This window comes from Actinoplanes sp. NPDC051388 (assembly GCF_055586225.1).
This window is the reverse complement of sequence record NZ_JBVJIP010000019.1, coordinates 39,946-57,806: the sequence shown is the minus strand read 5'-3', so window position 1 is coordinate 57,806 and position 17,861 is coordinate 39,946. Positions and strand designations below refer to the sequence as shown.

Sequence of the window (17,861 nt, the reverse complement as noted above, 5' to 3'; positions counted from 1 at the left end):
ATGCGAAAACTCATATGTGCCGCGGCGATACTGGCGCTGGCCGCCGGCTGCGGCGGCCCCGGTGGCGGTGGCAACGGCGCCGATGACAAGAAGGACATCGTCATCGGGCTGATCGCCGACCTCACCGGTGCCACCGCTGACGTCGGCAAGCCCACTAACGAAGGCATGCTCGCCTACATCGACGACGTCAACGCCAAGGGCGGGGTCGACGGCCACAAGATCAAGGCGCTCAGCGAGGACTACGCCTACAAGGTGCCCGTCGCCGAGGAGAAGTACAAGAAATTCGTCGCCGAGGGTGCGGCCGCGATCATGGGCTGGGGGACCGGTGACTCCGAGGCGCTCCGGTCCAAAGTCAAGGATGATGAACTGCCGTTCATGTCGGCGTCGTACGCCGAGGTCCTCACCGACCCGAAGCAGTCGCCGTACAACTTCGTGGTCGCACCGACCTACTCCGACCAGTTGCGCGTGGTGCTCGACTACCTGGCCGGCCAGGACCCATCAGCACAGGTCGCGATGTTCCACCACGATTCACCGTTCGGCACCGCCCCGCTCGCCGACGGCGAGAAGTGGATCAAAGACAAGGGATACCAGCTCGGCTTCAAGCCGTACCCGATGAAGGCCGGCGCCACCGACCACGTCGGCATCCTGCAACAGGCCAAGGCGCAGGGCGTCAAGTACGTGGTGATCCAGAACGTGTCCAGCCCCGCCGCTGTCGTGGCCAAGGACATCGCAGCCCAGAAACTCGACATGAAGATCGTCTGTCTGAACTGGTGCTCCGACGAGCTGTTCATCAAGGTCGCCGGACCCGCGGCCGAGAACCACCTGATGCTGCAGCCGTTCGCACCGCCCGGCGTGGCGAAATCCGGGCACCAGCCGATCCGCGACTACTGCCAGACCAAGGGCATCGACCTCGACGCCAAGGGCCTGCACTTCGTGCAGGGCTGGTACACCATGCACGCGATGGTCAAGGGCATCGAGAAGGCACTCGCCGACGGCAAGGAACTCACCGGCCCCAACATCCGCACCGCGTTGGAGACCATGCCCGCCTTGGACACCGGCGGAGTCATCGGCCCGATCAAGTTCACCGCCGACAGCCACCGCGGCGCGACCGCGTCGAGCCTGTACCAGGTCTCGGGCGGCAAGTTCACCGAAGTGGTCGCCAACGTGGCACCGAAGGCCTGACCGGCTATGACCGAAGCCGACACGGTTCCGGTCCTCCCGCGTGCATCCGGCGCGTGGGGGGTGACCGGCGCGCTGCTTGCGGTCCAGAACGTCGAGGTGATCTACGACGAGGTCATCCTGGTCCTGCGCGGGCTGTCGCTGGACGTCCCGGCGGGCGAGATCGTTGCCCTGCTCGGCTCCAACGGTGCTGGCAAGTCGACCGCCCTCAAGGCGATTGCCGGACTGCTGCCCACCGAACACGGTGCGGTCACCGACGGCACGATCGGCTTCGACGGTACGGACCTGACTCGCGCGGACGCGGCGGACCGGGTTCGCCGCGGCGTCGCGCTGGTCATGGAGGGCCGGCGGGTGTTCGAACACCTAACCGTGAACGAGAACCTGATCGCCGGCGGCTACACCCGCGGCAGCCGGGCCGACTTCGACCGGGTGTACGGATTCCTGCCCAGGCTGGCGCAGCTACGCGGCCGGGTCGCCGGCTACCTGTCCGGCGGCGAGCAGCAGCAGTTGGCCATCGGCCGGGCACTGATGTCCAATCCGCGCCTGCTGATGCTCGACGAACCATCACTCGGTCTGGCCCCACGCCTCGTCGACGAGGTGTTCGCCATCGTCGCCCGGCTGAACACCGAACTCGGCCTCACCGCCCTGCTCGTCGAGCAGAACGCCCGGCGCGCGCTGGCGATCGCACACCGGGGCTACGTCATGGAGACCGGCCGCATCGTCCTTTCCGGCACCGCCGCCGAACTGGCCGACAACCCGGACGTCAAGGAGTTCTACCTGGGCCTCGGCGAAGCCGGGGGGCGCCGCAGCTACCGCGACGTCAAGCACTACACCCGCCGCAAGCGCTGGTTGTAGGAGGTTTTCCGTGCTGGCTGACCGGATCCGCGCCTACACCAGCGGCTTGGACGCCGCCGTCGTGGCCGTCGTACGGCATGCGGCGGACCGGGTACCGGCGTTCGCCGCCCGCCTCGCCGCGGCCGGCGTGCACGAGGTGACCTCGGCGGCCGACCTCGACCGGATCCCCGTGTTCACCAAGGACGACCTGATCGCCGCCCAGCGCGCCAGCCCACCCTTCGGCGGCACCGTGGCGCCGGACGCGGTGGTACGCAAGGTGTTCGCCTCACCCGGACCGCTCTACGAACCCCAACTCGCCGGGTCCGATCCGTGGCGCTGGGCTGAGGCACTCCGTGCGGCCGGCATCGGCGCCGGCGATACCATGCTCAACTGCTTCAGTTACCACCTGTCGCCGGCCGGGGCGATGTTCGAGGAGGGTGGCGTCGCGGTCGGCGCCATCGTCGTCCCGGCGGGCATCGGCAACCAGCAGTTGCAGGTCCAGCTCGCCGCGGCGGTCAGCGCCAGCGCCTACGTCGGCCTGCCCTCCTACCTCAAGGCGCTGATCGAGACGGCCGGCTCGCTGGAACTGCCGTTTCCCGTACGCCGCGCCGTCGTCACCGCCGAGCCGTTACCCGACTCGCTGCGGGCGTGGCTGACCGGACACGTCCCGACCGTCCGCCAGGCGTACGGCACCGCCGAGGCGGGCCTGCTCGGCTACGAGACCGGATCGGGCTCCGGTCTGGCGATCCCGGCCGGCGTACTGGTCCAGGTATGCGATCTGAGCACCGAGCAACCCCGCGTCGACGACGGCGTCGGTCACGTCGTCGTCACCCTGCTGCGACCCGACCAACCCCTCGTCCGGTTCGGCACCGGCGACCTGTCCGCCTGGACCCTCGGCGCTGGAGGCACGCTGCGGCTGGCTGGTGTCCTCGGCCGGATAGGCGAAGCAGTCAAGGTCCGCGGCGTATTCCTGCACCCACGACAGGCCGCCGCGACCCTGGCCCGCGAACCCGACGTCACCGCGCACCGGTTCGTCATCGATCGGATGGACCACCGCGACACCCTGCGCTGCGAAATCGTCCCCGCACCCCATGCCGACCCGCAGCTACCCGACCGGGTACACGATCTCATCCGCGCCCACCTACGGCTGTCGGCCGACATCGTGTGCGTGCCGGCGCTACCCGACGGTCCCACCATTCACGACCAGCGCACCTGGTCCTGAACCCCGCACCGACGAGGCACCCCGAGACGACTACTCGACGGAGGAGTCCGATGAGACCGATCAGCACGGTCGCGGCCGCGGTCGCGGCCGCCGCACTCACCCTCACCCCCACATCCGCCCTGGCGGCGGACCACCTCGGACCGAGCCACCTGAAGATCCTCACTCTCTCCAACCGGGCCGATCTGCTCTCCGGCGGCGACGCGCTGGTCGAGGTGGTACTCCCGCCCGGTGCGGACCCGGCCCGCCTGCGGGCGGTCCTCGCAACCAGTCGCGGTACACGCGACGTGAGCGGCGCATTCGCAGTGCGCGCGGACGGCCGCATGCTCGGACTACTCGACGGGCTCCCGATCGGCCGGAGCCTGCTGTCCGCGACGGCCGGCGGGCCCCGCCACCGGCCCGCAACCGCGCGGATCACGCTCACCAACCACCCGAACGGCGGCCCTGTCTTCTCGGGGTCGCAGGTCGCGCCCTGGGTATGCACGACACAGGACAACGGCCTCGGGGTGGCACAGGACGCCCAATGCAACGCCGCACCGACCCACCAGTTCTTCTACCGCCGCACCAGCGGCGGATTCGCCCCCTACGACCCCGCCAACCCTGCGGCAGACGTCGCGACGACGACCACCGACCGCGGCGTCACCGTCCCGTACGTCATCCGTCAGGAGACCGGAACGCAGAACCGTGGCATCTACCGGATCGCGGTCCTGTTCGACCCACTGCGACCGTGGACGGCCTGGGACGCCCAACCGGGCTGGAACCACAAGCTCTTCTATCCCTTCGGAGCGAACTGCAACACCTTCCACACCCAGGGCACCGCGCAGAACGTGCAGATCGACCAGGCCCTGTCCCGCGGCTTCATGGTTGCCACATCGTCGTTGAACGTGCTGGGCAGCAACTGCAACTCGATCGTGTCCGCCGAGTCGGTGATGATGGTCAAGGAACGCATCACCGAGCGGTACGGCGAGATCCGGTACACCTTCGCCCAGGGACTGTCCGGCGGATCGATCCAGCAGCACGAAATCGCCAACGCGTACCCCGGCCTGCTGGACGGAATCCAGCCGAACGCCAGCTACGAGGACATGTGGTCGGGCGCTGTAGCCGAGGTCGACGACTGCCATCTCCTGTTGCGCGCGTTCAACACGGCGTCGCCGGCCCTCTGGGCCGACCGGGCCGACCGGGCCGCGGTGCAGGGCAACGCGGCCCCGATCACCGCGACGGACCGGACCGTTTGTGAGGCATGGGAAGGGTTGTTCGGCGACTTCCAGAATCCCGCCTTCAGCCGGAACGCCCCACCCGAGGCGTTCGCCCAATCCTGTTTCCCCGCTCCGACACCAGACCAGCAGGCGCAGATCTACCACGCCGTGACCAACCCGGCCGGCTGCCGGAGCACCTTCCAGGACTTCTCGGTCGCCGTCTTCGGCCAACGGCCCAGGCACCTGTGGACTCGCGCCGAGCGGGCCGCCGGATTCGGCTTCGCCAAACTGCCCTTCGACAACGTCGGCGTGCAGTACGGGCTGACCGCGTTGCGAGCCGGGACGATCACGCCCGAACAGTTCGTCGACCTGAACCAGAACGTCGGCGGGGTCGACATCGACCACAACTTCACGGCAACGCGCAGCACGGCCGACCCCGGCGCCGTCCAAGCCGCTTACCGCAGCAGCGTGACACAGGATGCCCGGCAGCTGGACAACGTGGCAATCATCGACCTGCGGGCCAACAACAACCTCAACGACATCCACGCCCCGTTCCACAGCTACACACTGCGGGAGCGGCTACGCAACGCGAACGGCCACGCGAACAACCAAATCATCTGGACCTTCCCAGGACCGGGCCTCGCCCCGCCTGCCCCCATCGCCGACGAAGCCTTCCTGCTGATGGACCAGTGGCTGACCGCCGTCGAGGCGGATCGCAGTGCCGCCCCGCGCAGCGCAAAGATCCTGCGACACAAACCGGCGGACGCGGTCGACGCGTGTTTCATCGGCGGGATCAAGGTGACCGACCTGACAGTGTGCCGGGCGACGTTCCCCCACTACGCCGACCCCCGCATCGCGGCCGGCGCACCAATGTCCAACGACGTCCTCAAATGCGAGCTGACGCCGCCCAACCCGCGGGCCTACGGCGTCGCCTTCACCCCCGAGCAGTGGACCCGGCTCAAAGCGGCCTTCCCCCACGGTGTGTGCAACTACCGCCACCCAGCCGTCGACCGGGTGCCGTCGGTGCCGTGGCTGACCTACGCGCACGGACCAGGCGGCCGGCCACTCGGACCCGCCCCGACGTCCAGCCCATAGCCTGTCGATGGCCGGGAGTGCCGTCCGCCGGGGCAGCACTCCCGACCATCGACTGCGGATCATCGGCGCTCAGGTCGATGTGGTCCCGACAGGGCACCGTCGGGCAGACGACGGTAGTGGGATAGGAAGTCGTCCCAGAGCTTGTAGCCGAGGTTCGTGGGCCAGAAGTGGCCGATGTCGCCGTTGACGGTCCAGCGGTACTCGGCGACGCCGTCGTGGTAGATGTCGGTGGTGTACCGGCCGTCGACTTCGACGGTGGGTGGTCCGGCGTTCTTGTTGACGGTTTCTCGCCAGAAGAGTCTGGCTGCGGCCTCGCCGGCGGTGCCGCCGGGGTAGTCGGTGGGGACCTCGTTCACGCCGCGGCACTGCCATACCGGCAGGGGTACGTCGGTGCGCACGATGGGGTTGGTGTAGCTGGCGGCGCTGAGGTGTCCGGAGTAGCAGGGTGCTATGGCGGCGAACAGGTGGGGGTACTGCACGGCGAGGCGGTTGGTGAATGCCGCGCCTTGAGAGACGCCGGTGACGATGACGCGGGTGGTGTCCACGGCGAACCGGGTGGTGACGTCGGTGAGGATGCTGAGGGTTGCGGCCACGTCGGCGTTGGCGGCGTCGATGGCGCCGCTGAAGCCGATGTTGGCTCCGGTCGCCGGTTCGGCTTGGGGGTATACGACGATGAAGCCGCGTGCTTCGGCGACCTCGTGCCATCCGGTCTGCTGGGCCATGTAGCGGCCGGATCCGTTGCGGCCGTGGAAGGCCAGGACCAGGGGCATGGTTCGGCCGTGCGCGGTCAGCTTGCGGTAGTTGCTGGGCAGGTACACCAGCCAGCGGCGGGTCTGGCCGGCGAGCGTGGCGGTGTATTCGGTGAGCCGCATCTGCTTGGCTGTCCGGAACGGCACGAGGTGTCCGTTGACGGAGTCCTGGTCGGTGAAGCGCAGGGTGGGGTGGAACATCTCACGCCAGATCGCCCGGGCCACGCTGATGCCGCCCAGGGTGGACGGGCGGCGCAGATGGGAGACGCGGACCTGGGCCAGGGGGTTGGTGGGGTTGCGGTAGACGGTGGTGTCGAAGGCGTGTCCGCCCTCGTGCCGGGCTCGGGTGCTGACGCCGTTGGCGCGCTTCCAGTATTCGACCTGCCGGTGCTCGTCGGCGGTGGGCCGGCGGCCAGTGATGAACGTCCAGCTCGCCATCGTGGTGGTCCGCAGCCGTGCGCTCGCGGTCTGGTAGAAGTCGGCTGGCGCGCCACCGGTGAGGCCGGCGACGGCGACGTACCGGGGCGAGTTGATCGCGGCGACCTCGTTGGCGACCGCGGCTCCCGCACCTTCGCCGACCAGGTACGTGTTGACCGCGCTGCCTTGGTGGGCGCCGCGGACCGCGTCGGTGACGGCGGTGACGAAGCCGATGTCGTCGGTCCGGCCTGGGTCCAGGTGGGTATTCCAGGAGCCGTTCAGCGCGCTGGGAAAGGCGGCGATGAAGCCTTCTTCCTCGGCCACTCTGGTCCACTGTGTACGGAGCGCGTGATCGTGTGCGGTCTCGCCGTCGGCGTGCAGGATCACCACGATCGGGTTGTTCTTGGGGTCCGCGACCCGGTATGCGGGTTGGTCGCTGGGGACGTACAGGGCGTACTGCCGGGTCACGCCGTCGACCACCAGCGTCTCTTCCAGCAGCGGCTGCAGTACCGGCTCGGCGGGATGCGCGTACCCAGGCGCGGGCGCCGCGACGGTGAATCCGGCTAGACAGGCAATGGCAACCGCGGCTGCGCGTCGTCGGTTCATCGGGACGCCTCGACGGCCTGCATCAAGGCGCGCAGGTAGCCGTAGCCGTGCGCGTAGGCCTGCTTGCCGCCCGGGTCGTCAGGGTGGTCGGGAACGTGGTCCGGGTCGACGTTGTAGGAGTAGTCCTCCTCGGCCAGGATACGGATGATCCGGGCGTGGTCGATGTCGCCCTCGTCTGGCCAGACCTCCAAGAAGTCGTTGCGCCGTCCGATGATGTTTCGCAGATGGATGTTGAACACGCGCTTTGTGCGGGCCAGTCGCCGCACGATGTCGTAGATCTCGCGCTGTGGGTCCCACAGCATCTCGGCGAGCGTGCCGACGCAGAGGTTGAGCCCGTGGTAGGGGCTCTTGTGCAGGGACAGGAATGTGAACAGGCCCTTGCCGCCGGGGACGCTCAGGACGTTGGTGATGCCGCGGTAGCCGCCGGGCGGGGTGCCCGGATCTTGTGGGTGGCAGGCCGCGCGCACCTTGAACTGGTGGGCCACGGGTATCACACGCTGGACGAAGTAGTCGATGCGTTCCCAGAAGGTGTCCGCGTCCACGACGCCGGCGCGGGTCAGCGGCTCATCGCGGGGCAGGTCGGCGGCGCGGAACTGTCCGTACACCGAGCCGCCGCGGCCGGGCACCTCGCCGGTGCGCAGCACGCCGAGCAGGCTCATGTTGTATTTGAAGCCGGGTACGCCGGCGATCGCGCAGGCCTCGATCATCTTGTGGATGTCGTCGATGTCCCGGTCGCGCTGGGGACTTCTGCCGAGCATGATCGCCGGTCGGGCGTCGCGGTCGATGTGTGACGAGGTGAGGAACGGCAGGGCCACCATGTCCAGGGTGACACCGTTCTGCTCGGCGAACTCGCGGGTCTGTTCGACCTCGGACGGTAGCCAGTAGCCGCGGCCCTCGGCGAGCGGGGGCGTGGGCGGGTAGCCCACCCAGTGGGTCACGCCGTGTCTGGTGAACTCCTGCAGTACCGCCGCGGTCGTCGCTCTGCGCTGGGTACCGACATACATCTTGAGCTTGCGGTGTGGTCGATGCCGTTCGCCGCCTGAGGCTTCCGCCGGCGATGCGGGACTTCCCAGGAGTACTCCGGCCCCCGCGACGGCTGCGGCCGCCCCGCTCCGTTGGATGAACGCTCTGCGATCGATCGACTGGCCCATGGGACCCTCCTGTGGGAAGCGGGATCATTTGGACGTGCGGGCGCGCCCTCGGAGCAGGGCGATGCGTTAGGAGGCTTGGCCCGGATCTGCCGTCGTCCCCTGCTGGGCGAGGACAACGCGGTAACACGTCCGGACGTCGTTTCGATTGGTGACAGGTACGTTAAGCACCGCTTGCCATGCTGATCAAACACAGTTTTGGCATCGTCCGATACCTTTTCGGCATCTGGCCGTCTACGCCGCGACCCGGGCCAGGAGGGCAGCCAGCGCTGGGTTCTCGTTGGTGGTCCGCCAGACGCAGTGCAGGGTGACGGTGTCTTCCTCGATGTCCGCGACGTCGAGGAACGTGAGGTTCTCCAGCCGAAGGGCCGAGGCCGAGCGCGGCACGAGGGCTACGCCCAGGCCGGCGTTCACGACGGCCAGCACGGTGTGGACCTGGCTGATGTGCTGCACGTAGCGGGGCGTCACTCGGGCCTGGTGGAAGGCCGCGACGACCAGCTCGTAGAAATACCACGCCTCGGACGGTGAGTAGGTCACCACATCGTGCTCGGCGAGGTCGGCGAGGCGGGGTGGACGGTCGAGGGTGGTGAGCGGGTGACCGCGGGGAGCGGCCAGGACGAGCGAGTCGGTGTGGACCAGCCGGGAGGCGAGCACCTCGGACCGGGGGACCTGGCGCACCAGCCCGACCTCGATCTCGCCGGCCAGGATGGCGTCGAGCTGGGCGTGGGTGACCATCTCGTGCAGCACGAGGTCGACCTCGGGTAGATGCTCCGCGGCGACGGCGATCCAGTGCCCGAGCACGGTAAGCGCCGACACGGCGGTGAAGCCGATCCGGATGGATCCGGCCGTGCCGCCCGCCACGCGGCGGGCGAGCAGGGGAGCGGTGGCGGCGAGGTTGAGCACCCGCCGGGCCTCGTCGAGGAACACGCGTCCGGCCGGGGTGAGCGTCACGCCGGTGGGGGTGCGCTCGAAGAGAACGATGCCGATGGTGTGCTCGAGCCGCTGCACCTGGCGGCTCAGCGGCGGCTGGGTCATCTGTAGCCGGGCGGCGGCCCGGCCGACGTGGCCTTCCTCGGCAACGGCCACGAAGCCGCATAGCTGATCGAGGGTGTACATCGATGCCTCCGCAGACGATGCCGAAAAGGTATCAGGCGATGCCAAATATGTGTTGGATCGGTATGGCCTTGCCTGCTTAACGTACCGGTCACCTCGTCGAAACGGAGTTCGAAGTCATGACGCGTTACGCCCAGAAGGAAATTCAGACGGCGATCTCATGAGACGACGACTCGCTGCCGCCGCGGCCGGCGTGCTAGCCATAGCTCTTCTCGCCATGCCCCCGAACGCTCGAGCGGAGCCGCGCTCACACGACGCCAAGGCCAAGGTCATGGTCGGGTTCGTGGTCGGCGAACCAGCCCTGCGTGCACGCCCGGGAGGGGCGCAGGTGGCCGTGCCGGTACTGAGCGGCCGCCAGCGGACCTGGGCTGTCACCGAAGTCGTGCCGGACACGGCGGCTCAGACGATCCAGAACTCTGTAGCACCGGGAACCCTCGTCGACTACCGCGTCTCCCGTGGCGACGTCCTCGTCCCGCCGGACCCGTCGCAGACCTTCCACACGGTACTCACGAAAGGAAGGACGCCCGTCTTCGACATGAAGAAGTACGGGCCAGAGCTCGCGCCGCGCGACGGCCGGCCCGGCGACCTGATCGCCGCCGGCTGGGTCTACGGCAAGCGCAACGGACAGATCACCATCGGCGACGGGCGGAAAGTCACCCACGACATCGCCGGTCGGGCGCTGCCGAAGGCCGCCAAGCGGTACGAGGAGACATACCGCGTCGACCGCGACGCCGAGGTCTACGAGGTGAACACCGCCGATCTGACGCTCTCGCGTCCCTCGTCATTCGACCGGATCCCGGTGACGAAAGACTACGACTACGCCACCACCGAGCGGCAAGCCGCGTTCGTCGTCTTCGACCGCAACCACCGGCAGGCCGACTCGGCGAACGTGCGGGCCATCTACTACTTCACACCACACGACACCGCGGACGGCCTCCCTGTCTGGGACGTCCCCACACAGAGCCCCCAGCTCCGGGACAAGGGTGTCGACCCGGTGTCCGGGCGCCCGTACGTCGACATCCTGGCCACCGGCGTCAGCCAAGCGCCCTACACCCGCAGCACCGAGCCGTTCGAGATCGTGAAAGGCACCCTGTTCTACGTCGGCGACAACGAGGTGGCCCTCTACCTGCTCAACGCGAACATGGGCACCCCGAACCGGTCGGACGACCGGCTGATCCTCGTCGACACCGGTTGGCCCAACAGCGGATACCAGTACTGGAAGAACATCGAACGGATGGGCTTCGACCCCCGCAGGATCACCGACGTGCTGCACTCCCATGCCCACCTCGACCACTACGGGACCACGCGGGAACTCGTCACCATGATCGAGAACGCCGGCGGCGAGGTAACGCTGCACGCCTCGCGCGAAGACGTCGAGGGCATCCGGTACGACGGACTCGGGAACGCCTGGAACATCCCACCGGCGCTCCCGGCCAGTGAGACGTTCCTGCGGGAACGCGCCACCCACTACACCTACGACGAGGTCATGGACCTCGGAAACGTCCGGATCATGCCCGTGCCGACTCCGGGACACACCGTCGGCACCACGTCCTACGTCTTCGACCTCGACAACCCGGACGGCGACGATCGCATCACCTTCGGCTTCATGGGCGGCTACGGCTTCAACGGCATGGAACGGGTGACGGCCACCAACGGCTTCCGCCGGTTGAGCTTCCAGCTCGGCCTGTCCTGGCTCCAGCAGCGCGTCGACGTCGAGTACGTAGCGCCCTCACACACGAATCAGTACCCGATCGTCGAGGTGTACCAGGCGCTCAAGGCCTACAACAACGACCCGGCCAAACGTGGACGCCCGCTGGACATGCTCGACGCCCTTACCACCGGAGAGTTCGTCAACTTCAACGAGAAGCGCTACGCGGTGGCGACGCATGCCATAAGCGATTCGCAGCCGAACTACCAGAGCATCCAAATCTACGGGCCATTCAAGCCCGGCCGGGAGAACGGCGCAGCCGATGCCGCCGTCATCCTCCTCGACGGCGGCAAGGTGATCCGCGGGTACGACAAGCACATGAATGTCAATCCGAGGATCCCTCTACTCGAGGACGGCGTCGTCATCGAACGGGACAGCTACGTGCACGACCCCCACGGCTACTACGTGCAGGTCTACGCCGATGTCCTCGACTCGTATCGTGGGTTCCTGCCGGGAAGCGGACCGGTGGAGTCGTACCGTTCGACCCCGGGGGCCCCCGAGATCCTGCGGACGCAGCGGTTCAACAGCCGAGCAGAGGCGGAGGCCGTTCTCGCCGGCGTGGAGGCGGGCGGCACCTACCGCGTGGACCTCACGCCCGCGAGCGCGATCGTCGTTCCAACGAACGGAACGGTCTTCGAGCCGATTAGCCCCTGACCCATCGGCTGAATCCTCGCGAACGGGTGCAGGGCGAGCACTCGGCTGAGAGCGCCGGGATCCAGTGAAGGGCGCGGCGGACGTGGTGGCCCACCGCACCCGCAGTGATCAGCAGACTGACTTGCCCCTGAAATTGTTGAGGACGAAGTCGGCCGGTCCGGCTTGGAAGTAGCCGACGCCCTCGCGGATCGGGTGCCCGGTGTACAGCTCGACTCGGGAACCGATGCGAACGAGGTATGCCTGCTCGCCGTCGTTGTTGGAGATCAGGTGGCCGCGGTGGCCGTAGATGTCCTCGAGCTGGCTCCAGCCCATGCCGACTGATGCGCCGGCCGGAGACCGGGGCGGGGTGGTGGCGGTGCCGACCTCCACCAGCCGGCCTGCCCGGAAGGCCAGGATGAGTGCCCCGGACCATTCTCCGGTCACGCCGGTGAAGACGACGTCACACTCCTGCGGCGGGGCGACCCAGTCGATCAGGCCGGCCTCCTGCAGGGCTTGCAGGCTCGCGCCGATTCGGTAGGGACCGGCACCGCGAACGCTCAGCGTCGACCCGGCCAGGCCATCCATGGAGGTGCCGGCCGGCGCCGGGCCGGCTCGCTCGGTGGACTCCGGGCCTACAGCGCGGGTCGAGGCGGACGCGGGTAGCGCCGCCGTGACAAGCACCCCGAGGGCCAGCACACCGACGGCGATGAAACGTGGAAACGTGGAACGGTTCATGACAGGTTCTCCTTGGTTGTGGCGACCTTTCATCTAGTTGGTCTGCCTGTCACCTGCGCTTGTTCGTCCGGATTGCTGTCAATTTCCGGCAGAGTTTCCGTCCATGATCGACCGGATGAGGGTCGTTACGCGGCATGCCCGTTCAGCACGGCCTGCGCTGGTGGATGGCGGCGCACCAGTCCCCCGACGACCGGTGAGGCTTGAAATCTCGCCGGGGTCTACCTCAGCCGCGATGAACTGACTGAGCTGGAGGAGCGACTGACGGACGAACCGGCAGCAACGCCTGCGCTCGGACACAGGCTCTCACGTCGTCGCGTGGCGTGGCGTGGCGGCCATATGCGAGGCCGCCGGGTGCGTCTCCTTTGTCCCGTCCCGGTTCAGGCGTCCAGTAGCCGTTGGGCGTATGCGATGAGGTGGGCCCGGTCGGGCTGGCCGGTGCGCTGGCGCAGGCTCGCGACGTGGCGTTCCACGGTGCGTGGCGACAGGAACAGCCGTTGCGCGATCTCGATGTTGCCGAGTCGTTCGGCGACGAGCAGCAGCACGTCGTACTCGCGGACGGTGACCCCGATCCGGCGCAGTTGCACCGGGACCGTGTCGTGGCCGGCCCGTCGCTGCCGGCCGCCGGCACCGGCGTCGCGCAGCAGCGCGCGGCAGGCGGCCGCGGCGCGGGCCCGCCCGGTGCCGTGGAAGAACTCCTCGGCGTCGCGCAGCCAGGACAGCGGCTCACCCCAGCCCTCGGCGAGTGCGCACGGCGCCGCGACCCGGGCGGCCAGGTGGTGGTGCAGTGGGGTGCGGATCCCGGCGGCGACGGCCTCAGCGACGGCGTCCGCCGCCTCGACCGGCCGGCCGTCCCGCCCGTGCAGAATCGCCCTGCTCCAGGCGAGGAAGCTGCGGTGAAAGGCCCGCTGCGCCAGGTGGGAGCCGGCCAGCTTGTCGTGCTCGGCCCACCCGGCGAGGTCGTGGGCCACCCGCATCAGCAGGTATGCCGAGCGGTGGCCGGTGCCGCGCAGGTGCCCGGCGGCCTCGGCGGCGGCGTCTGCTTCGCCGAGTTCCCGCAGCGCCCGCTCGGGTTCCTCCTCCAGCCAGGAGCAGGCGGCCCGGATGTACCACCAGGTCTCGGCGCCGTGGGCGTACACGTCCTGGGTGGACAGCGGTGCCAGCAACCGTTCCATGCCTGCTCGGTCGGGGCGGCAGGCGGCGATCGCCGCGGCGCCGCTGAACGTGACGAGTTGGAGTTCGGGCTGGCGCAGCCGCCGGCCGGCGTCGGCTGCCAGGGCGAGGTGCCGCTGAGCCTCGTCGGTGTCGCCGCGCAGCACGTGGGCGACGGACAGGTGGATGTCGATCCACGCCACGGTGATGACGACGCCCGCGTCGAGTGCCTCCCGGCGGATCGCCAGCAGCGGCTCGATGTCGTTGCTGCGCTCCTTCTCGATCGTCGCGACCTCCACCGCGGCCCGCAGCCGCCAGTACGGCAGGTCGTGGCGCCGGGCCAGGTCGAGCAGGCGCTGGGCGTACTCGGCGGCGGCCGGCAGATCGGTGTCCCGGGCGCACCGGACCAGCACTTCCAGGGCCTCGCAGGCCACCTCCGGCAGCGACGCCCGCTCGGCGGTGGCGAGCGCGGCCGTCGCGTGCCGCAGAGCGACCGCGATCCGGTCGAGCCGGGGCGTGCCGAAGCACAGGTATGCCGCGACCGCGTCGATCGGTGCGGTCAGCGCGGCCCGGTGGAATTCGTCCGGTTCGATCGCGGCCAGCGCTCGGGCTCCGGCAATCTCGGTGAGTCCACGCTCCCAGGAACCTTCGGTGGCCGCCGCCCGGGCGCGGACCAGCCGGGCCGCCACCCGCCGCGGCAGCGGTGCGTCGAGTGTGGACAGCAACGCGTCGAGCCGGTCCCCGAGCATGGCGACCCGGGCCGCTTCGCCGGCCGCGACGAGCGCCCCGGTCAGCGCCTCCAGCAAATCGGCGGTGACCTCGGGGTGGTCCGCCCGATCCGCGAGGGCGAGCCCGCGCTCCAAGTAGGTCACCGCGGTGGCGAATGCGCCCCGCTCGGCCGCCCGTCGACCGGACCGAGCGTAGCCGGCGGCGGCCTGGCCGGGCCGGTCCGCAGCGGCCCACAGTTCGGCGGCCAGCCAGTCGTCGCGGTCGGCTCCGGGCCGGTGGTCCCCGCCGCCGGCCTCGACGGCGGTCGCCGCGGCCACGCAGAGTCGCGCCCGGTCGGCCGGCAGCAGCCGGGCCAGCATCGCGTCGGCGGTAAGGGCGTGCCGGAAGGCGTACCGGTCGGGCTCCTCGCGGGTATCCGGGCCGACCAGCCGGGCCTCGGCGGCCAGCCGCAGGCAACGCAACGCCTCGGCCTCCGGGACGCCGGCGGTGGCCGAGGCGACCGACAACGAGAAGGTTCGGCCGAGCACCGCGGCCGCCTGGAGGAACGATGTGACGCCGGGTCCGAGCCGGCCGACCCGGTGCAGCAGTGCGGTCGTGACCGGCACCGGCACCCGGGTCCGCGGGTCACCGGCGACCCGCCACCGGTCGCCGTCCCGCACCAGGCTGCCGTCGTCGACCATCGCCGCGACAAGTTCCTCGATGACGAACGGAATCCCCTCGGCGTCCCGGTCCAGCCGGTCGGCCACGTCGTCGTCGGGCACCCCACCGTCCAGACAATGGGCCACCAGCGTGGCCGTCTCCCGCCGGTCGAGTGGCCGCAGCTCGACCGTTGTGGCCGCCCGGCGGGTCGCCGCCGCCGTGACGAGGTCCAGCGCCGGACCGGGATCGGGTCGCAGCGCGCCGACCACGAGGACCGGCTCACCGGCGACGTTGTCCACCAGGTAGTCCACGACGGCCAAGGTGTCCGGGTCGGCCTCGTGCAGATCGTCCAGGGCTAGGACGCAACCGCCGGACCGGCCGCACGTGGCGAGCAGCCGCAGCACCGCCTCGGCCCGGACCAGCGGCGGGTCAGGCGTCGCGGCGCCGGCCGGCCGCGCGCCGGTGACCAGGCGCCACAGCACCGGCCCGAACTCGCCGAGCCGGTCCAGGTCGATGCCTTCGAACCGAGTCGCCGCGAGCACTGCCTCGGAGACGGCCCGCAGCGGCGCGACGTCGGCCCGGCCCCGCACCACCCGTCCGCCCTCACGGCCGTGCCCGGCGGCGGCCTCGGCGGCAAGCCGGCTCTTGCCGATGCCCGCCTCGCCGAGCAGGAACACGGCGCCGCCGGCACCTGCCCCCGCGCGTCGCGCCGCCGCACCAAGGATGTCCAGCTCGGTCCGGCGTCCGACGAGCACCGACGACCCGACGAACATCCCCAACCCCCGCATCCCCTGCAGTGCCGACACCGGCTCGCATCGTAACGGCGGCACAGAAACGTGAGGGCGGCACCCGGATGCCGCACGGTACAGCGGCACTTGCCAGGTAACCGGCCAAAAAGGACGAACGGGCGAGCCGGCCGAGAGGTCAGAGTGGCACCACGGTCAATGTGATGTATCGCAACCTTTGCCGCCCAGTCGACGGAATTTGGGGGCCGCGCCCGCATGTGGACGGGCGGGGTGACTTCCTACGCTCGCCTTCCGGTCCGCTTGCCGTCGGTGTCGCACGCGGCCGTATCGCAGGGGGCCGATGGCATGAGGTCAAAGTGGACCGGCGGTCGGGCGGGCCGCACTCTCCGTCGCGCGATGGTGCCCGGGCTCGTCGCCATCCTCGCGGTGTCGATCCTGACGGCCGGTCCGGCGCCGGCGGCGGCGGCGGCGACGGTCGCCGCCGGCGCGGTCGACCCGCTGCCGAGGGAGGCGACCGCGCCGGTCGGCACGCTCGGCGGCTCCTACGCTGTCACCAACGGCGGCCAGGCCAGCTACACGGTTGACATCGAGGCGCCACCGGGCATCGCCGGCCTATCGCCGGACATCGCACTGGGGGCGATCTCCGGTGGCGCCGACGGGCTGGTCGGCGAGGGCTGGGAGATCACCGGATTCTCGGCGATCGAGCGGTGCCCGGTGAGCAACGCCCAGGCCGGCGGATACGCCCGGCCCATCGAGGATCCGGCCGGCCGGCCGGACTCCTTCTGCCTCGACGGGCAACTGCTCGTCGTCGTCGAGGGCGGGTACGGCGCGGACGGCTCCGAGTACCGCACCGAGGTGGACACGTTCTCCCGGGTGGTGGCGAGGCGGCCGGGCGGTGCGGCCGGCGGGCCGGAGGGCTTCGAGGTCCACACGAAGGACGGCCGGATCCTGCGGTACGGCTTCGCCGCCGACGCCGTAGGCGCGCTGGACGGCGTACGCCGCCGGTGGGCGCTCAAGGAGCAGGCCGACCGCAGCGGAAACTACCTCGAGGTGGTCTACGCCCGCACCTGCACGGCGCCGAACCCGATCAGCGAGTGCACCCGGTACGCGCCCGGCGAGGTGCGCTACGGCGGCCACCGGTCGGCCACCGGCGAGGTGGTGCGGGCCCACGACCGGGCGGTCCGGTTCGTCTACGAGAACAGGCCGGACGGCTGGTCGGCGTTCTCCCGTGGCCTGCGCGACCTGGAGTGGCGCCGGCTGTCCCGGATCGAGACGGTGGTCGCCGGCGCAGTGGTCCGGCGCTACCGGGTGGAGTACGACCCGCGGCGGGACGTCAGCCGGGTCACCGCACTGCGCGAGTGCGGCGACGACGCGGGGACCGAGGTCTGCAAGCCGCCGACCACCTTCGGGTACGACAACAGCGCCGGATTCCCGCTCTCGACCACCGGACCGGACGTCCCGTTCATCTTCGGCAACGGAACGGGCAGCGGCGCCGTCGGCCGCACGATCGTGCTCGACGCCAACGGCGACGGCCTCGACGACCTCGTCTTTCCGGCGCCCAAGGCGCACTACACCTGCTCGCCGGCGTTCACCGAATGTACGGGGGCGTGGGAGTACCGCCTCGCGGTGGCCACCGGCAACCGGTCGGACCCGTACAGCGTCATCGACCTTGACCTTGGGTCCCAGAACTTCCTGGGCGAACCGTACTGGTGCGTCTCGCAGGACACGGTCCTCGACTACAACGGCGACGGCCGGGACGACCTGGTGAGTTCCTGCGGCCCGTACCAGCACGGAACGGTCCTGATCTCGACCGGCCAGGACTTCACCCCGCAGCGCATCGATGCGATCCCGGGGGGGGGGGGGGGGGGCGGAACAGTCTTGTTCGCCGGCCCCCACAGCAACCCCCCCCCCCCCCCCCCGGTTTTGCGGGGGGAGTCGCCGGTTTTGGTCCTCAACAAAAGCACGG

General features: G+C 69.8%; 11 protein-coding genes and 1 pseudogene. 6 read left to right on the top strand and 6 right to left on the bottom strand.

Annotated elements, in window-relative coordinates; genetic code table 11:
• From ACZ6TI_RS37415 to ACZ6TI_RS37400, 4 genes are read left to right on the top strand one after another with little or no spacing between them, the layout of a single operon-like run.
• Positions 1-1,182 carry an ABC transporter substrate-binding protein gene (locus ACZ6TI_RS37415; protein WP_465349974.1) on the top strand — a complete coding sequence of 394 codons (1,182 nt, stop codon included), beginning with the start codon at positions 1-3 and terminating at the stop codon, positions 1,180-1,182.
• Between the two features lie 6 nt (positions 1,183-1,188).
• Positions 1,189-2,034: an ABC transporter ATP-binding protein gene (locus tag ACZ6TI_RS37410; RefSeq protein WP_465349973.1), complete on the top strand. Its 846-nt coding sequence runs from the start codon at positions 1,189-1,191 to the stop codon at positions 2,032-2,034.
• A gap of 10 nt (positions 2,035-2,044) precedes the next feature.
• Positions 2,045-3,235: a phenylacetate--CoA ligase family protein gene (locus tag ACZ6TI_RS37405; protein ID WP_465349972.1), complete on the top strand. Its 1,191-nt coding sequence runs from the start codon at positions 2,045-2,047 to the stop codon at positions 3,233-3,235.
• A gap of 50 nt (positions 3,236-3,285) precedes the next feature.
• Positions 3,286-5,523, top strand: coding sequence for a DUF6351 family protein (locus tag ACZ6TI_RS37400; protein WP_465349971.1), 2,238 nt, complete (start codon positions 3,286-3,288; stop codon positions 5,521-5,523).
• Positions 5,524-5,582: 59 nt separating this feature from the next.
• Here ACZ6TI_RS37400 and ACZ6TI_RS37395 read toward each other — a convergent pair whose 3' ends face one another.
• The 4 genes and pseudogenes from ACZ6TI_RS37395 to ACZ6TI_RS37380 all read right to left on the bottom strand — a co-directional run bounded on the left by ACZ6TI_RS37395 (position 5,583) and on the right by ACZ6TI_RS37380 (position 9,559).
• Positions 5,583-7,295 (bottom strand): CE1 family esterase, encoded by a 1,713-nt coding sequence (locus ACZ6TI_RS37395; RefSeq protein ID WP_465349970.1) that lies wholly within the window; start codon positions 7,293-7,295, stop codon positions 5,583-5,585.
• Entirely contained in the window at positions 7,292-8,233 is a 942-nt protein-coding gene (locus ACZ6TI_RS37390; RefSeq protein WP_465350099.1) for a mannonate dehydratase, read from the bottom strand. The genes ACZ6TI_RS37395 and ACZ6TI_RS37390 overlap by 4 nt, the downstream gene beginning before the upstream one ends.
• Before the next feature lie 132 nt (positions 8,234-8,365).
• A pseudogene (locus ACZ6TI_RS37385) lies at positions 8,366-8,446 on the bottom strand (twin-arginine translocation signal domain-containing protein); the annotation flags it as partial.
• Between the two features lie 231 nt (positions 8,447-8,677).
• Positions 8,678-9,559, bottom strand: a complete 882-nt coding sequence (locus ACZ6TI_RS37380) for a LysR family transcriptional regulator (RefSeq protein ID WP_465349969.1) — start codon at positions 9,557-9,559, stop codon at positions 8,678-8,680.
• On the opposite strand from ACZ6TI_RS37380, the gene ACZ6TI_RS37375 reads away from it, so the two are divergent.
• The gene (locus tag ACZ6TI_RS37375) at positions 9,552-11,918 is read left to right on the top strand and encodes an MBL fold metallo-hydrolase (RefSeq protein ID WP_465349968.1); all 2,367 of its coding nucleotides are present in this window, start codon (positions 9,552-9,554) and stop codon (positions 11,916-11,918) included. The genes ACZ6TI_RS37380 and ACZ6TI_RS37375 overlap by 8 nt on opposite strands.
• 108 nt (positions 11,919-12,026) lie before the next feature.
• Here ACZ6TI_RS37375 and ACZ6TI_RS37370 read toward each other — a convergent pair whose 3' ends face one another.
• Positions 12,027-12,632 carry a hypothetical protein gene (locus ACZ6TI_RS37370; RefSeq protein WP_465349967.1) on the bottom strand — a complete coding sequence of 202 codons (606 nt, stop codon included), beginning with the start codon at positions 12,630-12,632 and terminating at the stop codon, positions 12,027-12,029.
• 377 nt (positions 12,633-13,009) lie between these two features.
• Entirely contained in the window at positions 13,010-15,955 is a 2,946-nt protein-coding gene (locus tag ACZ6TI_RS37365; protein ID WP_465349966.1) for an ATP-binding protein, read from the bottom strand.
• A 336-nt stretch (positions 15,956-16,291) separates the two neighbouring features.
• On the opposite strand from ACZ6TI_RS37365, the gene ACZ6TI_RS37360 reads away from it, so the two are divergent.
• A partial coding sequence (locus ACZ6TI_RS37360) for a hypothetical protein (protein ID WP_465349965.1) occupies positions 16,292-17,861 on the top strand: 1,570 nt, incomplete at its 3' end.

Coding starts and splice junctions, on each gene's coding strand:
- ACZ6TI_RS37395 (WP_465349970.1), bottom strand. CDS start 7,295: ATGAACCGACGACGCGCAGCCGCGGTTGCCATTGCCTGTCTAGCCGGA.
- ACZ6TI_RS37415 (WP_465349974.1), top strand. CDS start 1: ATGCGAAAACTCATATGTGCCGCGGCGATACTGGCGCTGGCCGCCGGC.
- ACZ6TI_RS37400 (WP_465349971.1), top strand. CDS start 3,286: ATGAGACCGATCAGCACGGTCGCGGCCGCGGTCGCGGCCGCCGCACTC.
- ACZ6TI_RS37410 (WP_465349973.1), top strand. CDS start 1,189: ATGACCGAAGCCGACACGGTTCCGGTCCTCCCGCGTGCATCCGGCGCG.
- ACZ6TI_RS37370 (WP_465349967.1), bottom strand. CDS start 12,632: ATGAACCGTTCCACGTTTCCACGTTTCATCGCCGTCGGTGTGCTGGCC.
- ACZ6TI_RS37380 (WP_465349969.1), bottom strand. CDS start 9,559: ATGTACACCCTCGATCAGCTATGCGGCTTCGTGGCCGTTGCCGAGGAA.